Origin of the sequence: Mesorhizobium marinum (genome assembly GCF_040813675.1) — a bacterium.
Taxonomy (GTDB): Bacteria; Pseudomonadota; Alphaproteobacteria; order Rhizobiales; family Rhizobiaceae; genus Mesorhizobium_K; species Mesorhizobium_K marinum.
The window spans coordinates 414,237-435,887 of sequence record NZ_JBFOCI010000003.1 but is presented as its reverse complement, the minus strand read 5'-3'; the positions used below and the strand labels follow the sequence as shown (position 1 = coordinate 435,887).

14 protein-coding genes are annotated in these 21,651 nt (G+C 65.5%); all 14 read left to right on the top strand.

Going from position 1 to position 21,651, the window contains the following annotated elements:
- The first annotated feature begins 255 nt into the window (after positions 1-255).
- The gene (locus tag ABUE31_RS12920; protein WP_367724179.1) at positions 256-1,272 is read left to right on the top strand and encodes a sugar ABC transporter substrate-binding protein; all 1,017 of its coding nucleotides are present in this window, start codon (positions 256-258) and stop codon (positions 1,270-1,272) included.
- Positions 1,273-1,367: 95 nt separating this feature from the next.
- Entirely contained in the window at positions 1,368-2,450 is a 1,083-nt protein-coding gene (locus ABUE31_RS12915) for an ABC transporter permease (RefSeq protein WP_367724010.1), read from the top strand.
- A complete protein-coding gene (locus ABUE31_RS12910; protein ID WP_367724009.1) occupies positions 2,450-3,232 on the top strand; it encodes an ATP-binding cassette domain-containing protein in 783 nt (260 codons plus the stop codon). Before ABUE31_RS12915 ends, ABUE31_RS12910 begins: the two co-directional genes overlap by 1 nt.
- A 133-nt stretch (positions 3,233-3,365) precedes the next feature.
- Positions 3,366-5,834: a glycogen/starch/alpha-glucan phosphorylase gene (locus tag ABUE31_RS12905; protein WP_367724008.1), complete on the top strand. Its 2,469-nt coding sequence runs from the start codon at positions 3,366-3,368 to the stop codon at positions 5,832-5,834.
- A 65-nt stretch (positions 5,835-5,899) separates the two neighbouring features.
- The gene (gene glgB / locus ABUE31_RS12900) at positions 5,900-8,113 is read left to right on the top strand and encodes a 1,4-alpha-glucan branching protein GlgB (protein WP_367724007.1); all 2,214 of its coding nucleotides are present in this window, start codon (positions 5,900-5,902) and stop codon (positions 8,111-8,113) included.
- Positions 8,114-8,131: 18 nt separating this feature from the next.
- Positions 8,132-9,391, top strand: coding sequence for a glucose-1-phosphate adenylyltransferase (gene glgC, locus ABUE31_RS12895; RefSeq protein ID WP_367724006.1), 1,260 nt, complete (start codon positions 8,132-8,134; stop codon positions 9,389-9,391).
- A gap of 25 nt (positions 9,392-9,416) precedes the next feature.
- Positions 9,417-10,862: a glycogen synthase GlgA gene (glgA, locus tag ABUE31_RS12890; RefSeq protein WP_367724005.1), complete on the top strand. Its 1,446-nt coding sequence runs from the start codon at positions 9,417-9,419 to the stop codon at positions 10,860-10,862.
- The gene (locus tag ABUE31_RS12885; protein ID WP_367724004.1) at positions 10,863-12,491 is read left to right on the top strand and encodes an alpha-D-glucose phosphate-specific phosphoglucomutase; all 1,629 of its coding nucleotides are present in this window, start codon (positions 10,863-10,865) and stop codon (positions 12,489-12,491) included.
- Positions 12,488-14,512, top strand: a complete 2,025-nt coding sequence (glgX, locus tag ABUE31_RS12880; RefSeq protein ID WP_437344121.1) for a glycogen debranching protein GlgX — start codon at positions 12,488-12,490, stop codon at positions 14,510-14,512. Before ABUE31_RS12885 ends, glgX begins: the two co-directional genes overlap by 4 nt.
- Positions 14,509-16,143 carry a beta-galactosidase BglA gene (gene bglA / locus ABUE31_RS12875; protein ID WP_367724003.1) on the top strand — a complete coding sequence of 545 codons (1,635 nt, stop codon included), beginning with the start codon at positions 14,509-14,511 and terminating at the stop codon, positions 16,141-16,143. Before glgX ends, bglA begins: the two co-directional genes overlap by 4 nt.
- Before the next feature lie 185 nt (positions 16,144-16,328).
- The gene (locus ABUE31_RS12870) at positions 16,329-17,921 is read left to right on the top strand and encodes a peptide ABC transporter substrate-binding protein (protein ID WP_367724002.1); all 1,593 of its coding nucleotides are present in this window, start codon (positions 16,329-16,331) and stop codon (positions 17,919-17,921) included.
- Positions 17,922-17,979: 58 nt separating this feature from the next.
- Positions 17,980-18,903, top strand: coding sequence for an ABC transporter permease subunit (locus tag ABUE31_RS12865; protein WP_367724001.1), 924 nt, complete (start codon positions 17,980-17,982; stop codon positions 18,901-18,903).
- The gene (locus ABUE31_RS12860; protein ID WP_367724000.1) at positions 18,896-20,029 is read left to right on the top strand and encodes an ABC transporter permease; all 1,134 of its coding nucleotides are present in this window, start codon (positions 18,896-18,898) and stop codon (positions 20,027-20,029) included. Before ABUE31_RS12865 ends, ABUE31_RS12860 begins: the two co-directional genes overlap by 8 nt.
- Before the next feature lie 2 nt (positions 20,030-20,031).
- A complete protein-coding gene (locus ABUE31_RS12855) occupies positions 20,032-21,639 on the top strand; it encodes an ABC transporter ATP-binding protein (RefSeq protein WP_437344117.1) in 1,608 nt (535 codons plus the stop codon).
- Positions 21,640-21,651: the final 12 nt, after the last annotated feature.

Below are 21,651 nucleotides of genomic sequence, written 5' to 3'. Positions count from 1 at the left end.
CGTTTCAGACGGACCGCGCCTCCCTGGGCTGTTCTCCACGCCAGTTCCTCTCGTTGAATCTCGTGCAGAATGCGGTTTCGTCCGGTTGGATGTCAATAATAAATAAGAGTGATTTATTTATTGACTCGGCTTCGCGATTGATGTTTCGTGATCGCGAGGCATCCGGCAGGGAGAGTTGCGGATGTCCAGCGGCGGCGCTTGCCGGCCGGTTAAGAGATCCAACCCGGGAGGATTACCGTGACCACCACTGCACTGCTGAAGTCGACCGTTTTCGGAGCGGCGGCCGTCGCCCTGATGGCTTTCACCTCGAGCGCCTCCGCCGCCGATGTCGGCGCGTGCCTCATCACCAAGACCGACACCAACCCCTTCTTCGTGAAGATGAAGGAAGGCGCCACCGCCAAGGCGAACGAACTCGGCGTGACGCTGAAGGCCTATGCCGGCAAGATCGACGGTGACAACGAAAGCCAGGTCGCGGCGATCGAGTCCTGCATCGCCGATGGCGCCAAGGGCATCCTGCTTGTTCCCTCGGACACCAAGGCAATCGTGGATTCCGTCAAGAAGGCGCGCGACGCCGGCATCCTGGTGATCGCCCTCGATACGCCGCTCGAGCCGATCGACGCGGCCGACGCGACTTTCGCCACGGACAACTTCAAGGCAGGCGAACTGATCGGAGGCTGGGCGAAAGCGACGCTCGGCGACGCCGCCAAGGACGCCAAGATCGCCTACATGGACCTGAATCCCAGCCAGCCGACGGTCGACGTGCTGCGTGACCAGGGCTTCATGACCGGGTTCGGCATCGACACCAAGGACGTCAACAAGATCGGCGATGAGGACGATCCCCGCAACGTCTGCCACGACGTAACCAACGGCAACGAAGAGGGCGGCCGCAAGGCGATGGAGAACTGCCTGCAGAAGGATCCCGGCATCAACGTGGTCTACACGATCAACGAACCGGCGGCCGCTGGCGCCTACGAGGCCCTCAAGGCGGTCGGCATGGAAGGCAACGTGCTGATCGTGTCGGTCGATGGCGGCTGCCCGGGCGTCAAGAACGTCGCCGAAGGCGTGATCGGCGCGACATCGCAGCAGTACCCGCTGCTGATGGCGGCGATGGGCATCGAGGCGATCAAGAAGTTCGCCGACAGCGGCGAGAAGCCGATGGCGACGGAAGGCAAGGACTTCTTCGACACCGGTGCGACGCTGATCACCGACAAGCCGGCGTCGGGCGTCGAGTCGATCGACACCAAGAAGGGCCTGGAGCTCTGCTGGGGTTGATTTGAACGCCGCACAGGCAGACTATCCGTTCGGGCGAAGGGCGGTCTCGGCCGCCCTTCGCGTGACGGGGCAGAGATCCCGCGGGAGGAACCGAGATGACTGACGCTTCGGCAGACGCCAGGCGGCCGCAAGAGTTCGAGAAGGCTCTGGCGGGCAGCGACACGTCGGTTGCGAGTTTCGATACGCACAACAGGTCGCTGCTCGAAAAGGCGCAGCACTTCCTGCACAAGAACCCGGCCGCGGTGCCGTTGATCGTGCTGGTGCTTTCGCTGGCGTTTTTCGGCGTCGCGGTGGGCAGCAAGTTCTTTTCCGCCTTCTCGCTGACCCTGATCCTCCAGCAGGTGGCGATCGTCGGCATCGTCGGCGCCGCGCAGACGCTGGTCATCCTCACGGCGGGCATCGACCTTTCGGTCGGCGCGATCGTCGTGCTCTCGTCGGTCGTGATGGGCCAGTTCACCTTCCGCTACGGCCTGCCGGCCCCGATCGCGATCCTCTGCGGCTTTGCCTGCGGCGCGCTCTGCGGCTGGATCAACGGCGTCCTCGTGGCCCGCATGAAGCTGCCGCCGTTCATCGTCACGCTCGGCACCTGGCAGATCATCCTCGCGGCCAACTTCCTCTACTCGGCGAACGAGACGATCCGTTCGCAGGACATCCAGGCGCAGGCGCCGCTGCTGCAGCTGTTCGGCCAGAGCATCCGGATCGGCGGCGCGGTGTTCACCTACGGCGTCATCGTCATGGTGCTGCTGGTGCTGTTCCTCTGGTACGTCCTGAACCACACGGCCTGGGGCAGGCATGTCTATGCCGTCGGCGACGACCCGGAGGCCGCCGACCTCTCCGGCGTCAACGTCAACCGCATGCTGGTGTCGGTCTATGTGATATCCGGCATCATCTGCGCGCTCGCCGGCTGGGTGCTGATCGGCCGTCTCGGCTCGGTGTCCCCGACCTCGGGCCAGTTCGCCAACATCGAATCCATCACAGCTGTCGTCATCGGCGGCATTTCGCTCTTCGGGGGTCGCGGCTCGATCCTCGGCATGCTGTTCGGCGCGCTGATCGTCGGCGTCTTCTCGCTCGGCCTGCGGCTGATCGGAACCGACCCGCAATGGACCTATCTGCTGATCGGCGTCCTGATCATCGTCGCGGTGGCGATCGACCAGTGGATCAGAAAGGTTGCCGGCTGATGACCCAGGAACCCATCCTCACCGCGCGCGGGCTGGTGAAGCGCTACGGCCGCGTGACAGCGCTCGACAATGCAGACTTCGACCTATACCCGGGCGAAATCCTCGCGGTGATCGGCGACAACGGCGCCGGCAAGTCGACGCTGATCAAGGCGATCTCCGGCGCTATTGCGCCCGACGAAGGCGAGATCCGGCTCGACGGCAAGGCGGTGCACTTCAAGTCGCCGATCGAGGCCCGGCATGCGGGCATCGAGACCGTCTACCAGAACCTCGCTCTGTCGCCGGCGCTGTCGATCGCCGACAACATGTTTCTCGGGCGCGAGATACGCAAATCCGGCTTCATCGGGCAATGGCTGCGCATGCTCGACCGGCCGGCTATGGAAAAGCGCGCCCGGGAAAAACTGTCCGAACTCGGCCTGATGACGATCCAGAACATCGGCCAGGCCGTCGAAACGCTCTCCGGCGGCCAGCGCCAGGGCGTAGCTGTGGCGCGGGCGGCGGCTTTCGGATCGAAGATGGTGATCATGGACGAGCCGACGGCCGCGCTGGGCGTCAAGGAATCGCGACGCGTGCTCGAACTGATCCTCGACGTCAAGAAGCGTGGCCTGCCGATCGTCCTGATTTCGCACAACATGCCGCATGTGTTCGAGGTCGCGGACCGCATCCACATCCATCGGCTTGGCCGCCGTCTGACGGTCATCGACCCGAAGGAGCATTCGATGTCGGACGCGGTCGCCTTCATGACGGGCGCGAAGCAGCCGCCGGAGCTGGCTGACGCCGCGTGAATCGGTTGCGGACAAGAAAACGCCCGGAAATGCCGGGAGCCGATTGAGAAACTTCCCGAAATCGCTAGCATTGGCGCCGGGAGGATGCTGCAACTTGCTGCCCTAGGGCGGCAGGCAACGCATTTGAGGCGACATGGCTAACGTGATGACCCCCAAGCTCCCGAGGCAGATCCTGGCGACGTCAGATCCCGAAACGCTTGCGACCGAAATCCTGAGGGCCCTGAAATACCGGGTCGGCAAGGACATGACGGTCGCGACGCCCTACGATTGGCTGACCGCCTCGATCAAGGTCGTGCGCGACCGCATCATCGACCAGTGGATCAGTTCCACCAAGGAGACCTACGAGCAGCGCGAGAAGCGCGTCTACTACCTGTCGCTCGAGTTCCTGATCGGACGCCTGATGCGGGACGCCTTCGCCAATATCGGTCTTCTCGACGACATGCGGGTGGCGCTCAAGTCGCTCGGCGTCGACATCGACGTGATCGCCGGCCTGGAGCCCGACGCGGCGCTTGGAAACGGCGGTCTCGGCCGCCTTGCGGCCTGCTTCATGGAATCGATGGCGACCGTCAACGTACCGGCGCATGGCTACGGAATTCGCTATGCCAACGGCATGTTCCGCCAGGAAATCTCGGACGGCTGGCAGGTCGAATTTCCCGAAGACTGGCTCGACCACGGCAATCCCTGGGAGTTCGAGCGGCGCGAGCGGTCCTTCGAGGTCGGCTTCGGGGGACACGTCGAATCCGTGACGTCGAAGGACGGCCGGCTCGAGCGCCATGTCTGGAAGCCGGTGGAGCGGATCCTGGCGGTTGCCTACGACACGCCCGTCGTCGGCTGGAGGGGCGCGCGGGTCAACACGCTTCGGCTGTGGTCGTCGATGGCGATCGATCCGCTGCAGCTCGACGCCTTCAACGCGGGCGACCACATCGGTGCGCTCCGCGACAGCAACAAGGCGGAGGCGCTGTCGCGCGTGCTCTATCCGGCCGACGCCAACCCGGCCGGGCAGGAACTCAGGCTGCGCCAGGAGTATTTTTTCACGACGGCGTCGCTCCAGGACATCGTGCAGCGCCATCTCAGCCAGTTCGGCGAACTGCTGTCGCTGCCCGACCAGGCGGCGATCCACCTCAACGACACGCATCCCGCGATCGCTGTCGCCGAACTGATGCGCCTGTTCATGGACGTGCACGGCGTCGACTTCGACAAGGCCTGGGACGCTACCAAGCGCACCTTCGCCTACACCAACCACACGCTGCTGCCCGAGGCGCTGGAGAGCTGGCCGGTGCCGCTGTTCGAGCGCCTGCTGCCGCGCCACATGCAGATCATCTACGCGATCAACGCTCAGGTGCTGCTCGAGGCGCGTTCCAACGGACATTTCAACGACGAGCAGATCCGCAGCATCTCGCTTATCCAGGAGGGCGGGGAGCGGCGCGTGCGCATGGGCAACCTGGCGTTCGTCGGTTCGCACTCGGTCAACGGTGTCTCGGCGCTGCACACCGAACTGATGGAGCAGACGGTCTTCGCGGACCTGAACAAGCTCTATCCCAATCGCATCAACAACAAGACCAACGGTATCACGCCGCGGCGCTGGCTGTTCCAGTGCAACCCGGGGCTGACGGGGATCGTGCGCGAGGCGATCGGCGACAAGTTCCTCGACGACGTCGAGAAGCTGAAGGGGCTCGACAAGTTCGCCGGGGATGCGGCGTTCCGCGAGAAGTTCGCTGCCGTCAAGCGTGCCAACAAGGAGCGCCTTGCCGGGTTCGTCTCCGGTCGCCTGGGGGTCAAGGTCGATCCGTCCGCGCTCTTCGACATCCAGATCAAGCGCATCCACGAGTACAAGCGCCAGCTTCTCAACATCATCGAGGCGGTGGCACTCTACGACCAGATCCGCTCGCATCCCGAACGCGACTGGCTGCCGCGCGTGAAGTTCTTCGGCGGCAAGGCGGCGCCGAGCTATCACAACGCCAAGCTCATCATCAAGCTGGCCAACGACGTCGCCAAGGTCATCAACCGCGATCCCGCGGTGCGGGGCCTGCTGAAGGTCGTCTTCGTACCCAACTACAATGTCAGCCTCGCCGAGCTGATGATGCCTGCGGCCGACCTTTCCGAGCAGATATCGACTGCCGGCATGGAGGCCTCGGGCACCGGCAACATGAAGTTCGCGCTGAACGGGGCGCTGACGATCGGCACGCTCGACGGCGCCAATGTCGAGATCAAGGAGCATGTCGGCGACGACAACATCTTCATCTTCGGCCTGACCGCAGACCAGGTGGAAGAACGCCGCGCCGGCGGCTACGACCCGCGCGCCGTCATAGAAAGCTCGCCTGAACTGTCGCAGGCGCTTGCCGCGATCTCGTCGGGCGTTTTCTCGCCGGACGACCCGCAGCGCTACCGCTCGCTGATCGACGGGCTCTACCAGAGCGACTGGTTCATGGTCGCGGCCGACTTCGACGCCTACGCGGCGACGCAGCGCAGCGTCGACAAGGTATGGCGCGACAGTCCCGACTGGCATGCGCGGGCCATCCGCAACGTGGCGCGCATGGGGTGGTTCTCATCGGACCGCACGATCCGCCAGTACGCGACGGAAATCTGGAACGCGATCCCATGATGTGATTGCATGAGGGGAGCGACGGGAAGACGTTTCGAAGTGCAGTCTGGGAGGACCGCCGGGAGATGAGAAAGCCGCGCACCGCCGCGACGAAGGCCCGTCCGGTCGAGGCGGCGGCCGGCGACGTCAAGGCAATCGTCGCAGGCACGCATGGCGATCCCTTCGCGATCCTGGGCGTGCAGGCGGCGGGCGACGGTTTTGTGGCGCGCTGCTTCATTCCCCATGCAGATACCGCCGTCGCCTTCACGCTCGACGGTAGCGAGGTCGGCGCACTTACCAGGCGCGATGCCGCGGGTTTTTTCGAAGGCCGGGTCGACATCGACCGGCGCCAGCCGCTGCGCCTGCGCGTCGCCAATACCGGCGGCGCCTGGTGGGTGACGGATCCCTATTCCTTCGGTCCGGTGCTCGGGCCGATGGACGACTACTACATAGCCGAAGGCTCGCATCTGAGACTGTTCGACAAGCTTGGCGCGCATCTCATCGAGCACGAGGGCGCGAAGGGCTTCAACTTCGCAGTCTGGGCCCCCAACGCCAAGCGCGTGTCGGTCGTCGGCGAGTTCAACGACTGGGATGGCCGCCGCCATGCGATGCGGAACCGCAAGGACACCGGAATCTGGGAAATCTTCATTCCGGACGTCGATCCGGGCAAGGCCTACAAGTACGAGATCGTCGGCGCCCGCGGGGTCCTGGTTCCGCTGAAGGCCGATCCCTACGCGACACGTTCTGAATTGCGCCCGGCCACGGCTTCGGTGACGGCGTCGCCATCGGATCACGCCTGGGGCGACGCCGCGCATCGCGCGCACTGGAGCGGGGCGGATGCGCGACGCGAGCCTATCTCGATCTACGAAGTGCATGCGGGTTCATGGCAGCGCCGGGACGATGGCACTTTCCTGTCGTGGGACGAACTTGCCGACCGGCTGATCCCCTATGTGGTCGAGACAGGGTTCACCCACATCGAGTTCTTGCCGATATCAGAGCATCCCTTCGACCCGTCCTGGGGATACCAGACGACCGGCCTGTTCGCGCCGTCGGCGCGCTTCGGCGAGCCGGAGGGTTTCGCGCGCTTCGTCGACGGCGCTCACCGCGCCGGCATCGGCGTCATCCTCGACTGGGTTCCCGCGCATTTTCCGGTCGATGCGCACGGGCTGGCGCTCTTCGACGGCACCGCGCTCTACGAGCACGCCGACCCGCGCCAGGGCTTTCACCCCGACTGGAACACCGCGATCTACAACTTCGGGCGGCGCGAAGTGGTCTCGTTCCTGGTCAACAACGCGCTGTACTGGGCCGAGAAGTTCCATGTCGACGGGCTGCGCGTCGATGCTGTGGCGTCGATGCTCTACCTCGACTACTCGCGCAAGTCCGGCGAGTGGATTCCGAACGAGCAGGGTGGTCGCGAGAATCTCGAGGCGGTGCGATTCCTGCAGCGAATGAACAAGGAGATCTACGGCCGCCATCCGGGCGTCATGACGATAGCCGAGGAATCGACGTCCTGGCCGAAGGTGTCGCAGCCGGTCCATGAAGGCGGGCTCGGCTTCGGCTTCAAGTGGAACATGGGCTTCATGCACGACACGCTGCAGTACCTTGCGCGCGAGCCTGTCCACCGCAAGCACCACCACAACGAACTGACGTTCGGCCTGCTCTACGCCTTCAGCGAGAATTTCGTGCTGCCGCTGTCTCACGACGAAGTGGTGCACGGCAAAGGCACGCTGCTGAGCAAGATGGCGGGCGACGACTGGCAGAAGTTCGCAACGCTGCGCGCCTACTACGCCTTCATGTGGGGCTATCCCGGCAAGAAGCTGCTGTTCATGGGCCAGGAGTTCGCCCAGCGCAACGAATGGAGCGAGGCAAGGCCGCTCGACTGGGGCGAACTCGCGCATCCGCCACACAAGGGCGTCCAGTCGCTGATCCGCGACCTGAACGGCCTCTACCGCTCGCGACCGGCGCTGCACGCGCGCGACTGCGAGCCCGACGGCTTCGAGTGGCTGCTCGCGGACGAGGCCGATACCTCGGTCTATGCGTGGCTGCGCAAGGCGCCGGGCGAGAACCCGATTGCGGTGATTTCCAATTTCACGCCGGTGTCGCGGTCGGGCTACCGCGTTCCGCTGCCGGCGGCAGGCGCGTGGCGCGAAGTGCTCAACACGGATGCTGCGGACTATGGCGGATCGGGCGTCGGCAATGCCGGCGCCGTGGAGGCGCAAAAGGGCGGGGGCGGAGCGGCCTATGCCGAGGTGACCCTGCCGCCTCTGGCGACGATCATGCTCGAACTGGTCGCGAAATAGCATTGGGAGGGTGAGAACATGGCTGACTTGAAGGGCACCCAGCCGCTGGCGCGCGACGCCATGGCCTATGTGCTGGCGGGCGGGCGCGGCAGCAGGCTGAAGGAGCTTACCGACCGGCGCGCCAAGCCGGCGGTCTATTTCGGCGGCAAGACGCGCATCATCGACTTCGCGCTGTCGAACGCGCTGAACTCCGGCATCCGCCGCATCGGCGTCGCGACCCAGTACAAGGCGCACTCGCTGATCCGCCACCTGCAGCGCGGATGGAACTTCCTGCGGCCCGAACGCAACGAGAGCTTCGACATCCTGCCGGCGAGCCAGCGCGTCTCCGAGACGCAGTGGTACGAAGGCACCGCCGACGCGGTCTACCAGAACATCGACATCATCGAGGCCTACGGCCCGGAGTTCATGGTGATCCTGGCGGGCGACCACATCTACAAGATGGACTACGAGCAGATGCTGCGCCAGCACGTCGACCAGGGCGCCGACGTCACGGTCGGCTGCCTCGAGGTGCCGCGCATGGAGGCGACCGGCTTCGGCGTCATGCATGTCGACAAGAAGGACACCATCATCTCCTTCATCGAGAAGCCAGCCGACCCGCCCGGCATCCCCGACAAGCCGGATTTCGCGCTCGCGTCGATGGGCATCTACGTCTTCAGGACCAAGTTCCTGATGGAGCAACTGCGCCGCGACGCCAAGGACCCGGAGTCGACGCGCGACTTCGGCAAGGACATCATTCCCTACATCGTCCAGCATGGTAAGGCGGTGGCGCACCGGTTCGCCAAATCCTGCGTTCGCTCCAGCGCCGAAAACGAAGCCTACTGGCGCGATGTCGGGACGATCGACGCCTATTGGGAGGCCAACATCGACCTCACCGACGTGACGCCGGAACTAGACCTCTACGACCGAGACTGGCCGATCTGGACCTATGCCGAACTAAAGCCGCCGGCGAAATTCGTGCACGACACGGATGGCCGGCGCGGCATGGCGGTGTCGTCGCTGATCTCGGGCGACTGCATCGTCTCCGGCGCCAGCCTGAAGCGCAGCCTGATCTTCACCGGTGCGCGCATCAACTCCTATTCGACGCTCGACCAGGTGGTGATGCTGCCGGACTGCCATGTCGGCCGCAAAGCGCGCCTGAAGCGCGTCGTCATCGACCATGGCGTGCAAATACCGGAAGGCCTGGTGGTCGGCGAAGACCCCGTTCGCGACGCCAAGCGCTTCCGGGTTTCTGAGAAGGGCATCTGCCTGATCACGCAAGACATGATCGACAGGCTGTGACACTGACGGGTATGGGCAAGGCTTGATGCAGGTTCTCGCGGTTACTCCCGAAATCTATCCGCTCATCAAGACCGGCGGCCTGGCCGACGTGACCGGCGCGCTGCCGATCGCGCTCGCCCGGCAAGGCATTGCCACGAAGACCCTCGTGCCCGGCTTTCCCCAAGTGCTGGCTGCCGTCGCGCCGAGCGTACCGCTGCTGAGCTATCCGGACCTGCATGGTGGGAAGGCCTCCGTCTTTGCCGCGAAAGCGTCCGGCCTCGACCTGCTGATCCTGGATGCGCCGCATCTTTTCGAGCGAGCCGGCGGCCCCTACGGCGATGCAAGCGGAATGGACTGGCCGGACAACTGGCGCCGTTTCGCGGCGCTTGGCTTCGTCGGCGCAGACATCGCGGAGGGGGCGATCCCGGCGTTCGTCCCGGACCTCGTCCACGTTCATGACTGGCAGGCGGCGCTGACCCTCGCCTACATGCGATACGGCAAGGCCGCCGACACGCCGAGCGTCATCACGGTCCACAACCTTGCGTTCCAGGGCCGTTTCGGCGCGGGGATATTTGCCGAGCTCGGCCTGCCAGTGGCGGCAATGAGCCTGGACGGCGTCGAGTACTATGGCGGCGTAGGCTACCTGAAGGCGGGTCTGCAGGCTGCCTGGGCGATCACGACGGTCAGCCCGACCTACGCGGTGGAAATCGGCACGCCGGAGTTCGGCATGGGGCTCGACGGTCTGATCGCGCAGCGTGCCGAGGACCTGACGGGCATCGTCAACGGGATCGATGTCGACATTTGGGATCCCGAGACCGACGGGCAGCTGAAGGCCACGTACTCGGCCAAGACGCTGAAGGCCCGCGCCGCGAACAGGAAAGCCGTCGAGGAGCGCTTCGGACTGGTGCATGACGGCAGCCCGCTGTTCTGCGTGGTCAGCCGCCTGACCTGGCAGAAGGGCCTCGACGTCATGGCCGGCGTGCTCGACGAACTCGTCGCGAGCGGGATGCGACTGGCGGTGCTGGGTTCGGGCGACGCCGCCCTCGAAGGCGCGCTGCTTGCGGCGGCGGCCCGCCACAGCGGACGCGTCGGCGTGGTGATCGGCTACGACGAGGGGCTGTCGCACCTTATGCAGGGCGGCTGCGACGCGATCCTCATTCCGTCGCGCTTCGAGCCATGCGGACTGACGCAGCTCTACGGGCTGCGCTACGGCTGCGTGCCGATCGTCGCCCGCACCGGGGGGCTGGCGGACACGGTGATCGACGCCAACGAGGCGGCGCTTGCGGCGGGCGTGGCGACCGGTTTTCAGTTCGAGCCTGAAAGCGGGCACGCGCTGGTCCATGCCGTCAAGCGTGCGATCGCGGCGCACGAGGCGCCGAAAGCCTGGGCGACGATCCAGCGCCAGGGCATGAAGGCCGACCTGTCCTGGGACAGGAGCGCCGCGAAATATGCCGATCTCTACCGTTCGCTCGTCGCGAGAAGGACCGCCTGAATGTTTCGCACCGTCGTCACCACGCCCTACGATGACCAGAAGCCCGGTACGTCGGGCCTGCGCAAGAAGGTGCCGGTCTTCCAGCAGGAGAACTATGTCGAGAACTTCGTGCAATCGATCTTCGACAGCCTCGACGGTTTCAAGGGCAAGACGCTGGTGCTCGGCGGCGACGGCCGTTTCTACAACCGCGAGGTGATCCAGGTCGTGATCCGCATGGCCGCCGCCAACGGCTTCGGCAAGGTGATGGTCGGGCAGGGCGGCATCCTCTCGACGCCCGCGGCCTCCAACGTGATCCGCAAATACGGGGCTTTCGGCGGCATCATCCTTTCGGCAAGCCACAATCCGGGCGGGCCGCATGAGGATTTCGGCATCAAGTACAACGGCGAAAATGGCGGCCCGGCGACGGAGACCATCACCGACAGGATCTTCGAGCGCACCAGGACGATCGGCGGCTACAAGATCGCCGACCTCGCGCCGGTGGACATCGACAAGGTTGGAACCGTGCTGATGGGCGACATGACGGTCGAGGTCATCGATCCGGTTGCCGACTACGCGGCGTTGATGGAGAGCCTGTTCGATTTCGAGGCGATCCGGACGATGTTCACGAATGGCTTCCGCATGCGCTTCGACGCCATGCATGCCGTGACCGGCCCCTACGCCAAGGAGATTTTCGAAAAGCGTCTCGGCGCGCCGGACGGCACTGCCCGCAATTTCGTCCCGCTGCCCGACTTCGGCGGGCACCATCCCGACCCGAACCTTGTGCACGCCAAGCACCTCTACGACGAGATGATGGGCCCCGACGCGCCTGACTTCGGGGCGGCATCGGACGGCGACGGCGACCGCAACCTGATCATCGGCAAGGGGATATTCATCACCCCGTCGGACTCGCTGGCGATGCTGGCCGCCAATGCGCGGCTCGCTCCGGGCTACCGCAAGGGGCTGAAGGGCATCGCACGCTCCATGCCGACAAGCGGCGCGGCCGACCGGGTGGCCGAAAAACTCGGCATCGGCATGTACGAGACCCCGACCGGCTGGAAGTTCTTCGGCAACCTGCTCGACGCCGGCAAGGCGACCATCTGCGGGGAGGAAAGCGCGGGCACGGGCTCGGACCATGTGCGCGAGAAGGACGGCGTCTGGGCCGTGCTTCTGTGGCTCAACATCCTGGCCGCTCGTGGGGAGAGCGTGAAGGAGATAGCCGAACGGCATTGGGCGACCTACGGCCGAAACTACTATTCGCGCCACGACTACGAGGAAGTGGAGACCGACCGCGCCAACGCGCTGGTCGCAGAACTGCGCGGCAAGCTCGGTACCTTGCCGGGGACCAGCGTCCGCGGCCTGAAGATCGTGGCTGCCGACGATTTCGCCTACCACGATCCGGTCGACGGTTCGGTGAGCCGCAACCAGGGCCTGCGGGTCCTGTTCGACGGAGGCTCGCGTGTCGTTTTCCGGCTGTCGGGCACCGGCACGTCAGGCGCGACGCTGCGCGTCTATATCGAGCGCTACGAACCGGACAAGCTGCGCCACGACCTCGATACGCAGGAGGCGCTGGCCGACCTGATCGCGGCAGCCGACGAGATCGCCGGCATTCGCAGCCATACCGGCCGCAACAAGCCGAGCGTGATCACCTGACGGGGCCGCGGGACCCGGCCGGGCCGCTGCTCGGCGCGCATGCAGCGGCAGACGGCGTCCGCTTCGCCGTGTGGTCCGGTGCGGCCGAGCGCATCTGGCTGTCGCTGTTCGACAAGAAGGGGATGCGAGAAACCGATCGCCTCGAGATGCGCAGCGACGGCGACCGGATTTTCTCGCTATCCGTTGCGGGCCTGAAGGCCGGGCAGCGCTACGGGCTGCGCGCCGATGGCGCCTATGCGCCGGAGCGTGGCCTATGGTTCGATCCGGACAAGCTGCTGGTCGACCCCTATGCCATCGAGATCGACGGCCCCTACGCCTATGACGCCAGGTTGGGAGCGCGGCGCGGCGAAGGCGGCGACACGGCGCCCCTGGTCCCGAAGGCGTTTGTAGCCTCGCCCCCGCCGCCGGTTCGGCGAAAGCCGCTCGGACTCGCGCCAGATGGCCTGATCTACGAACTCAACGTGCGCGCCTTCACCAAGCTGCACCCCGCCATCCCCGAGGACATCCGCGGGACCGTGGCCGCACTCGGCCATCCGGCAATCATCGACCATCTGCTCAAGCTCGGGGTCGGGGCAGTCGAGTTGATGCCGATCATCGCCTGGATCGACGAAAGGCACCTTCCGCCGCTCGGCCTGCGCAACGCCTGGGGCTACAATCCCGTCTCCTTCATGGCGATCGAGCCCAGGCTGGCGCCCGGCGGGCTGGCGGAACTGCGGGCTGCCGTGGATGCGCTGCACGCCGCAGGGATCGGCGTCATCCTCGACCTGGTGTTCAACCATACCGGGGAAAGCGACGTGTTCGGCCCGACGCTGTCGATGCGCGGTATCGACGCGAGAACCTACTATCGCCACGACGGGGACGGCTCGCTGGTCAACGACACCGGCACCGGCAACACGGTCGATTGCAGCCAGCCGATGGTGCAGCGGCTGGTCCTCGACGCGCTCAGGCATTTCGTGCGCCATGCAGGCGTCGACGGTTTTCGCTTCGACCTCGCAACGGTGCTCGGGCGGACGGAGCACGGCTTCGATCCGCAGGCTCCCATGCTTGCCGCGCTGGCCTCCGATCCGGTGCTCGCCGACACTGTATTGATCGCCGAACCCTGGGACATCGGGCCGGGCGGCTACCAGCTCGGCAATTTTCCCGGACGCTTCCTGGAGTGGAACGACCGCTACCGCGACGACATGCGCCGGTTCTGGCGCGGCGATGCATCGACGCTGGGCGCTCTGGCGACCAGGCTCGCGGGGTCGTCCGACGTCTTCCGGAGAAACGGGGAGCGCGTGACGCGCACGGTCAACTTCGTCGCGGCCCATGACGGGATGACGCTGGCGGACACCTGCGCCTTCTCGGAGAAGCACAACGAAGCCAACGGCGAAGACAACCGTGACGGCCACAATGAGAATTTTTCCTGGAACAACGGCGTCGAGGGCGGCAGCGACGACGCGGTGATCGCCGAGCGGCGAGTGCGCGACGCCCGCGCCCTGCTGGCGACCCTCTTCCTGTCGCGGGGCGCGATCATGCTGTCGGCCGGCGACGAGTTCGGGCGCACGCAACGCGGCAACAACAACGCCTATGCGCAGGACAACGAACTGACCTGGCTGGACTGGAGGGGCCGCGACGTTGCGCTGGAAGCCTACGCGTTTGCGCTCGCGGCGATACGGAAGGCAAGTCCGGTGCTGGGCGACGCGGCGTTTCTCGCCGGCGAGACCGACGGTGGCGTCGCCGACGTTGCCTGGCTCGACGAGGCCGGTGTCCCGCTTTCCGTCGAACAATGGGAGGATCCCGGGCGCCGGCACCTCACCATGGTCCTGGCGAGCGGAACCCGGTCAGGCGGTCGGCTCGCAGTCGTCGTCAACGGGGGCGACGAGGGGGTTTCCTTCCGCCTGCCATTGCGCGATGAATTCCGCTGGAGGCGGCTCCAGCCCGGCGGGCAGGAGCGGGCAGAGGCGGATTGGACGGTGGCGGCGCGGTCGGTTGCGATCGCGGTCGAAGAGACGTCCGGCGGCGGGAAGGGCAGTCGATGAACGATGCGGGGCGCAACGCGGACTGGTGGCGGGGCTGTTCGATTTATCAGGTCTACCCGCGCTCCTTCCAGGACACGAGCGGCAGCGGCGGAGGCGACCTGCGTGGCGTCGCAAGGCGTATGGGGTACGTCGCGGAACTGGGCGTTACGGCAATCTGGCTGTCTCCGTTCTTCAAGTCGCCGATGGCGGACATGGGGTACGACGTTTCCGACTATCGCGCCGTCGATCCGATGTTCGGCGACCTCGAGGATTTTGACGCTCTGCTGGCGGAAGCGCACAGGCACGGGCTGAAGGTGATCATCGACCAGGTCCTGTCGCATACGTCGGACAGGCACCCGTGGTTCGTGGAGAGCCGGTCCGACCGGACCAACGCAAAGGCCGACTGGTATGTCTGGGCGGACGCCAGGCCGGACGGCACAGCGCCCAGCAACTGGCTGTCGGTCTTCGGCGGCTCGGCCTGGGAATGGGATTCGGTTCGCCGGCAGTACTATCTGCACAACTTTCTCTCTGCCCAGCCCGACCTCAACTTCCACAATCCGGACGTGCAGGATGCGCTGCTGGACGCCGTCAGGTTCTGGCTCGACCGCGGCGTCGACGGGTTCCGGCTGGATACGGTTAACTACTACGTGCACGACCGCTGGCTGCGCAGCAATCCGCCCCTGGCCGAGGCGGTCGCGGGCACCATCGCCGAGACGAACCCCTACCTCTACCAGTCGCACCTGTTCGACAAGACGCAGCCGGAAAATCTCGATTTCCTGAAGCGTTTCAGGGCATTGCTCGATCACTACGAGGGACGCGCCTCGGTCGGCGAGGTCGGAGACGAGGATCGATCCCTGCAGACCGTCGCCGCCTACACCAGCGGCAGCCAACGCCTCAACATGTGCTACACCTTCGACCTGCTCGGCCCGCAATTCTCCGCCGCGCATGTCCGCGGCTGCGTCGAGGCCTACGAAAAGCAGGTCGCCGACGGCTGGGTCTGCTGGGCCTTCTCCAACCACGACGTGGTGCGTCATGCCACGCGCTGGGCGCGTCCGGGCGAGGATACAGACCGTGTGGCGAAGTTCGCCATCTCGCTGCTCGCCTGCCTGCGCGGCTCGATCTGCCTCTACCAGGGAGAGGAACTCGGGCTCACCGAAGCGGACATCGCGTTCGAGGACCTGCGCGATCCCTACGGGATCCGGTTCTGGCCGGGTTTCAAGGGCCGTGACGGGTGCCGTACGCCGTTCGTCTGGGATGCCGATGCGCCGAACGCCGGTTTCTCGACGGCCAAGCCCTGGCTGCCCATCCCTGCCGAGCATCTGGGGCGCGCAGCCGACCTTCAGTCGGCGGATGCCAACTCGGTTCTCGCCCGCTACAGGGCGATGCTGGCCCTGCGCAGCCAGCACGGGGCTCTGAAGCGCGGGTCGATAACGTTCATCGATGCGGCCGACGACGTGCTTGCCTTTTTCCGGGAGGCGAATGCCGAGAAACTCATCTGCGTGTTCAATTTCGCCGGGGAAGAGCGAAGCTGGACGCTGCCGCCGGGAACGCTGATCTTCGAGGAACTCGAATTTCCCGAGCGCAACGCCAGGCTGGATGGCCTGGCGATCACGCTGCAGCCGCTCGGATGCTACATCGGCCGAGTACTCTAGGGCCGTTCGGGGCGTTCCTCTGGGTAAGTCATCGCACCGTTGAATTCGCGCCGGCTGCTGATAGGTTGAGCGCATATGGCGGCAAACAAGCCGCCCTGCTCTGGCTTCCGTCGGAGTGACCGGATTGCCTCAGCAGAAGCAGGCGACCCCGACAAAGGGGCGCCCAACAATGGGAGAATCCGGAAATGCTGAAAAAACTGCTCGGCGCGACGGTCTTCGCGTCCACCCTTCTTGTGGCCGGTGGCGCGTTCGTATCGCCGGCCCTGTCCGAGGTCGTCTTCAACCGCGGCAATTCCGCCGATCCGGAATCGCTCGATCCGCACAAGACGTCGACGGTCTACGAAGCGCACATCCTGCGCGACCTCTTCGAGGGTCTCGTCATGCAGGATCAGAACGCCGAGCTGATCCCCGGCGCCGCGGAAAGCTGGACGGTTTCCGACGACGGGCTGGTCTACACGTTCAAGCTGCGGCCGGACGGCGTCTGGTCGGACGGCACGCCGGTCACCGCCGACGATTTCGTCTACGCCTTCCGCCGCCTGGAGGATCCCGCGACAGGCGCCGAATATTCGTCGATGCTCTACGTCGTGAAGAACGGCGAGGAGGTTAACACCGGCAAGGCGAAGCCCGAGGAACTCGGCGTACGCGCTGTCGATGCGACGACGTTCGAGGTGACGCTGAAGTCGCCGACGCCCTATTTCCTCGAAATGCTGACCCATCAGTCGACCTACCCAGTGAACAGGGCGTCGATCGAGAAGCTCGGCGCTGACTGGATCAAGCCGGGCAACCTGGTTTCCAACGGCGCCTACACGCTCGCCGAATTCACACCGAACGACCACATCAAGCTGGTCAAGAACCCCAAGTTCCATGACGCGGCGAACGTGAAGATCGACGTCGTGAACTATTACCCGACGGAAGACCGCTCCACGGCCATCAAGCGTTTCGAAGCGGGCGAACTCGACACCAACGACGACATTCCGACCGAGCAGCTGGCCGACCTGAAGGCGAAGTTCGGCGACCAGCTGCGCATTGGCCCCTACCTCGGCACCTACTACTACGCGATCAAGACGACGAAGGCGCCGTGGGACAACGTCGAGCTGCGCAACGCGGTGTCGATGGCGATCGACCGCGATTTCCTGGCCGAGAAGGTCTGGCAGAACTCGATGCTGCCGGGATACTCCATGGTGCCGCCCGGCATCGAAGGGTATGAGCCGGCGCTTGCCAGCTTCGCCGAGGAATCCCAGATCGACCGCGAGGACAAGGCCAAGGCCATCCTCGAAAAACTTGGCTACACGCCTGACAACCCTCTGAAGATGGAGATCCGCTACAACACGTCGGAGAACCACAAGAACACCGCGGTGGCCATCCAGGAGCAGCTCAAGCCGCTCGGGATCGAGGTGACCATGGTCAACACCGACACCAAGACGCACTACGGCCATCTCGAGCAGAAGGGCGATTTCGACGTGGCGCGTGCCGGCTGGATCGCCGACTACAAGGATCCCGAGAGCTTCCTCGGCATTTCGCGCAAGGCGTCCGGCAACAACTACTCCGACTATGACAGCCCAAAATTCGAGGAACTGATGGACAAGGCGGCCGCTGACGGCGGCAAGCCCCAACTGCGTATGCAGGATCTTGCAGAAGCAGAACGGGTGCTCATCGACGAGGTCGGCCAGATCCCGCTGCTCTACTACTCCTACAAGAACCTGGTCTCGCCCAAGATCGTCGGCTTCGAGTCGAACGTGATGGACGTGCACCCGACCCGCTTCATCAGCAAGCAGTGAACGGGATGGCGGCGCTCGTCGCGAGCGCCGCCCTTCCGCCCACCGAGGCCGGGTTTCGATGCTGCTCTATGTCCTGCGGCGGTTGCTGACCGCCATACCGACGCTGTTCGTCGTCGTCACGCTGGCCTTCTTCCTGATCCGGATAGCGCCAGGCGGCCCGTTCAACCAGGAGCGCGGCCTCAGCCCCGAGATCAAGGCGAACATCGAGGCGCAGTTCGGCCTCGACGACCCGCTCTGGCTGCAATACGTCAACTACCTCAAGAACCTCGGGCAGGGAAATTTCGGTCCCAGCTACAATCTTCCCGATTTCACCGTCACCGAACTGTTCGCCGCCGGCCTGCCGATCTCGGTGCAGCTCGGCGCCATGGCGCTGCTGCTGGCCCTCATCGTCGGCGGCACGCTGGGCACGATTGCCGCCCTCAACCAGAACCGGGCCGCCGACTATGCGGTGATCGCGACGGCGACGGCCGGCACCACCATTCCCACCTTCGTCATCGCGCCGATCATCCAGCTCGTGTTCGGGCTGACCTGGAACCTCTTGCCGATCGGCGGCTGGGGAGACGGTGCCTTCGTCAACAAGATCGGGCCGGTGCTGACGCTGGCCCTGCCGCAGATCGCCATCGTGGCGCGGCTGATGCGCGGCTCGATGATAGAGGCGCTTCGGGCGCACCACATCAGGACGGCGCGCGCGCTCGGCCTGTCCGACATGTCGGTGATCGTGAAGCATGCGCTGCGCGGGGCGGTGCTGCCGATCGTCTCCTATGCCGGCCCGGCGGCGGCAGCCCTGCTGACCGGATCGGTGATCGTCGAGACGATCTTCGCCATCCCGGGCGTCGGCCGCTACTTCGTCGATGCGGCCCTGAACCGGGACTACACGCTCGTCATGGGGACGGTGGTGGTGATCGCCATCTTCACCATCGTCTTCAACCTCATCGTCGATATCATCTACGCGGTGCTCGATCCGCGGGTGCGCTATGACTGACGCGGCCCTTGACACCAATGGCCCGACCGAGCTGCCGGGCGGGCGATCGTTGTGGAGCGATGCCTGGGCCCGCATGCGCGCCAACCGGGCGGCGATGGCCAGCCTGATCTTCCTGGTTCTGATGACGGTGGCCTGCATCGTCGGGCCATGGCTCGTGCCGCACAACTACACGACCATCTATGCCGACTACGTGCGCACGCCACCCAGCCTGACGGCCTACCCGAAGGCCGACATGGTCGAGTCAGCGCTCAACGACGTGCTGCGGCGCATGCGCGTCGAACCGGGCGGCTGGACCCAGGAAGGCGACCGGGTCTTCGTCGAGGTCACGTCGGGCCGGGCGATCGACGAGCGCAACCTGCGCTATCTCGAGCGCTCCGACACGTTCCATGACGCCAGGGTGGAGAGCAGGGCGGACGACGGGCTCGCGATGGTGATGAGCGCCGCCATCAAGCAGCAGTACTTCCTGCTCGGCACCGACAATGTCGGGCGCGACCTGTTGTCGAGGACGCTGATGGCCGGGCGGATCTCGCTGTCGATCGGCCTGCTCGCGGGCATGACCGCCGTTGTGATCGGCGTCCTCTACGGCGCAACCGCGGGTTTTCTCGGCGGTCGCACCGACGAGATCATGATGCGAATCGTCGACGTGCTCTATTCGCTGCCGTTCATCTTCTTCGTCATCATGCTGGTGGTGTTCTTCGGCCGCAATTTCGTGCTGATGTTCCTCGCCGTCGGCGCGGTGCTCTGGCTGGACATGGCGCGTATCGTGCGCGGCCAGGCGCTGTCGATCCGCAGGCAGGAATACATCCAGGCGGCCGAGGCGCTGGGCGTCACCCAAACCGGCATCCTGCTGCGGCATGTCGTGCCCAACCTGCTCGGTCCGGTCGTCATCTACATGACGCTTCTGGTGCCGCATGTGATCATCCTGGAGAGTTTCCTCTCCTTTCTCGGGCTCGGCGTCCAGGAGCCGATGACCAGCTGGGGCGTGCTGATCTCGGCCGGCGCCAAGAACATCGGCAGCGCCAACTGGCTGCTGGTCTTTCCGGCCCTGTTCCTGGTGTCCACGCTGTTCGCGCTGAATTTCGTCGGCGACGGATTGCGCGACGCACTCGATCCGAAGGATCGCTGAGCATGCCGGAGCCGATCCTCTCCATTCGCGGCCTGCGCGTCTCGTTCGACACGCTTGACGGCACCGTCGAGGCGGTGCGCGGCGTCGACATCCGGCTTGCCGCCGGCGAGACCGTCGCGATCGTCGGCGAATCCGGATCGGGCAAGAGCCAGACGATGATGGCCGCGATGCGGCTTCTGGCGTCGAACGGCCGCGCCACCGGCCGCGCCGACTACCGTGGCCAGAACCTGCTTGAACTCGACAAGGCGGCGATCAACGCCATCCGCGGCAGGAAGATCAGCATGATCTTCCAGGAGCCGATGACCTCGCTCGATCCGCTCTACACGATCGGGAACCAGTTGATCGAGCCGATCAGGCGGCACCAGGGTCTGTCGCGGGCAAAGGCCAGGGCCGAGGCGCTGCGGCTGCTCGAACTGGTGCGGATACCGGAGCCCGAGCGGCGGATGCGGTCCTATCCGTACGAACTGTCCGGCGGGCAGCGCCAGCGCGTCATGATCGCCATGGCGTTGGCCAACAACCCCGAAATCCTGATCGCCGACGAACCGACGACGGCGCTCGACGTCACTATCCAGGCCCAGATCCTCGCCTTGCTGGCCGAACTGCAGGCCAAGCTCGGCATGGCGATCGTATTCATCACGCACGACCTGAACATCGTGCGCCGGCTGGCCGACCGGGTCTATGTGATGCGCGAGGGGATGGTCGTCGAGGAGGGGCCGACCGACCGCGTGCTCTCGGCCCCACAGCACGACTACACCAGGATGCTGCTCGCGGCCGAGCCAGAAGGCCACAAGTCGCCGGTGCCGGATGCCGCGCCGGTGCTGCTCGAGGGCAGGGAGGTGTCGGTCACCTTCGAGATCGGCGGCGGATTCCTGGCCAGCAAGCTTGCGTTGCGGGCCGTCGATCACGTCTCGCTCGCCCTGCGGCGGGGGCAGACGATCGGCATCGTCGGCGAGTCCGGCTCGGGCAAGTCGACGCTCGGGCGCGCCATGCTGCGGCTGATGCCGAGCGACGGCGAGGTCCTGTTCGCCGGACGCGACATCTCCGGTCTTGGGGCCGGCGACATGCGCCCCTTGCGCAAGGGCCTGCAACTCGTCTTCCAGGATCCGTTCGGGTCGCTTTCGCCGCGCATGACGGTCGGCCAGATCGTGAGCGAGGGGCTGCGCGTCCACCAGCCGGCGTTGTCGGCCAGGGATCGCGACGGGCTTGCCGCCGCGGCGCTTGCGGAGGTGCAACTGGATCCGGCCATGCGCAACCGCTACCCGCACGAGTTTTCGGGGGGACAGCGGCAGCGGATCGCGATCGCGCGGGCGATGATCCTGAAGCCGAGCGTCGTCGTCCTCGACGAGCCGACTTCGGCGCTGGACCGCTCGGTCCAGAAACAGATCGTCGACCTGCTGCGCGGCCTGCAGGCGAAGCACGGGCTCTCCTACCTGTTCATCAGCCACGACCTCGCCGTGGTCCGCGCTATGTCGGACTACGTGCTGGTCATGAAGGCGGGAAAGATCGTGGAAGAAGGCGAGACCGAGCGCATCTTCGACGACCCCGTGCAGGATTACACCCGTGCCCTGATGGCGGCCGCGGTGGACAACCAGCGGTTCGCCAACGCTTAGACCGGGCACAAC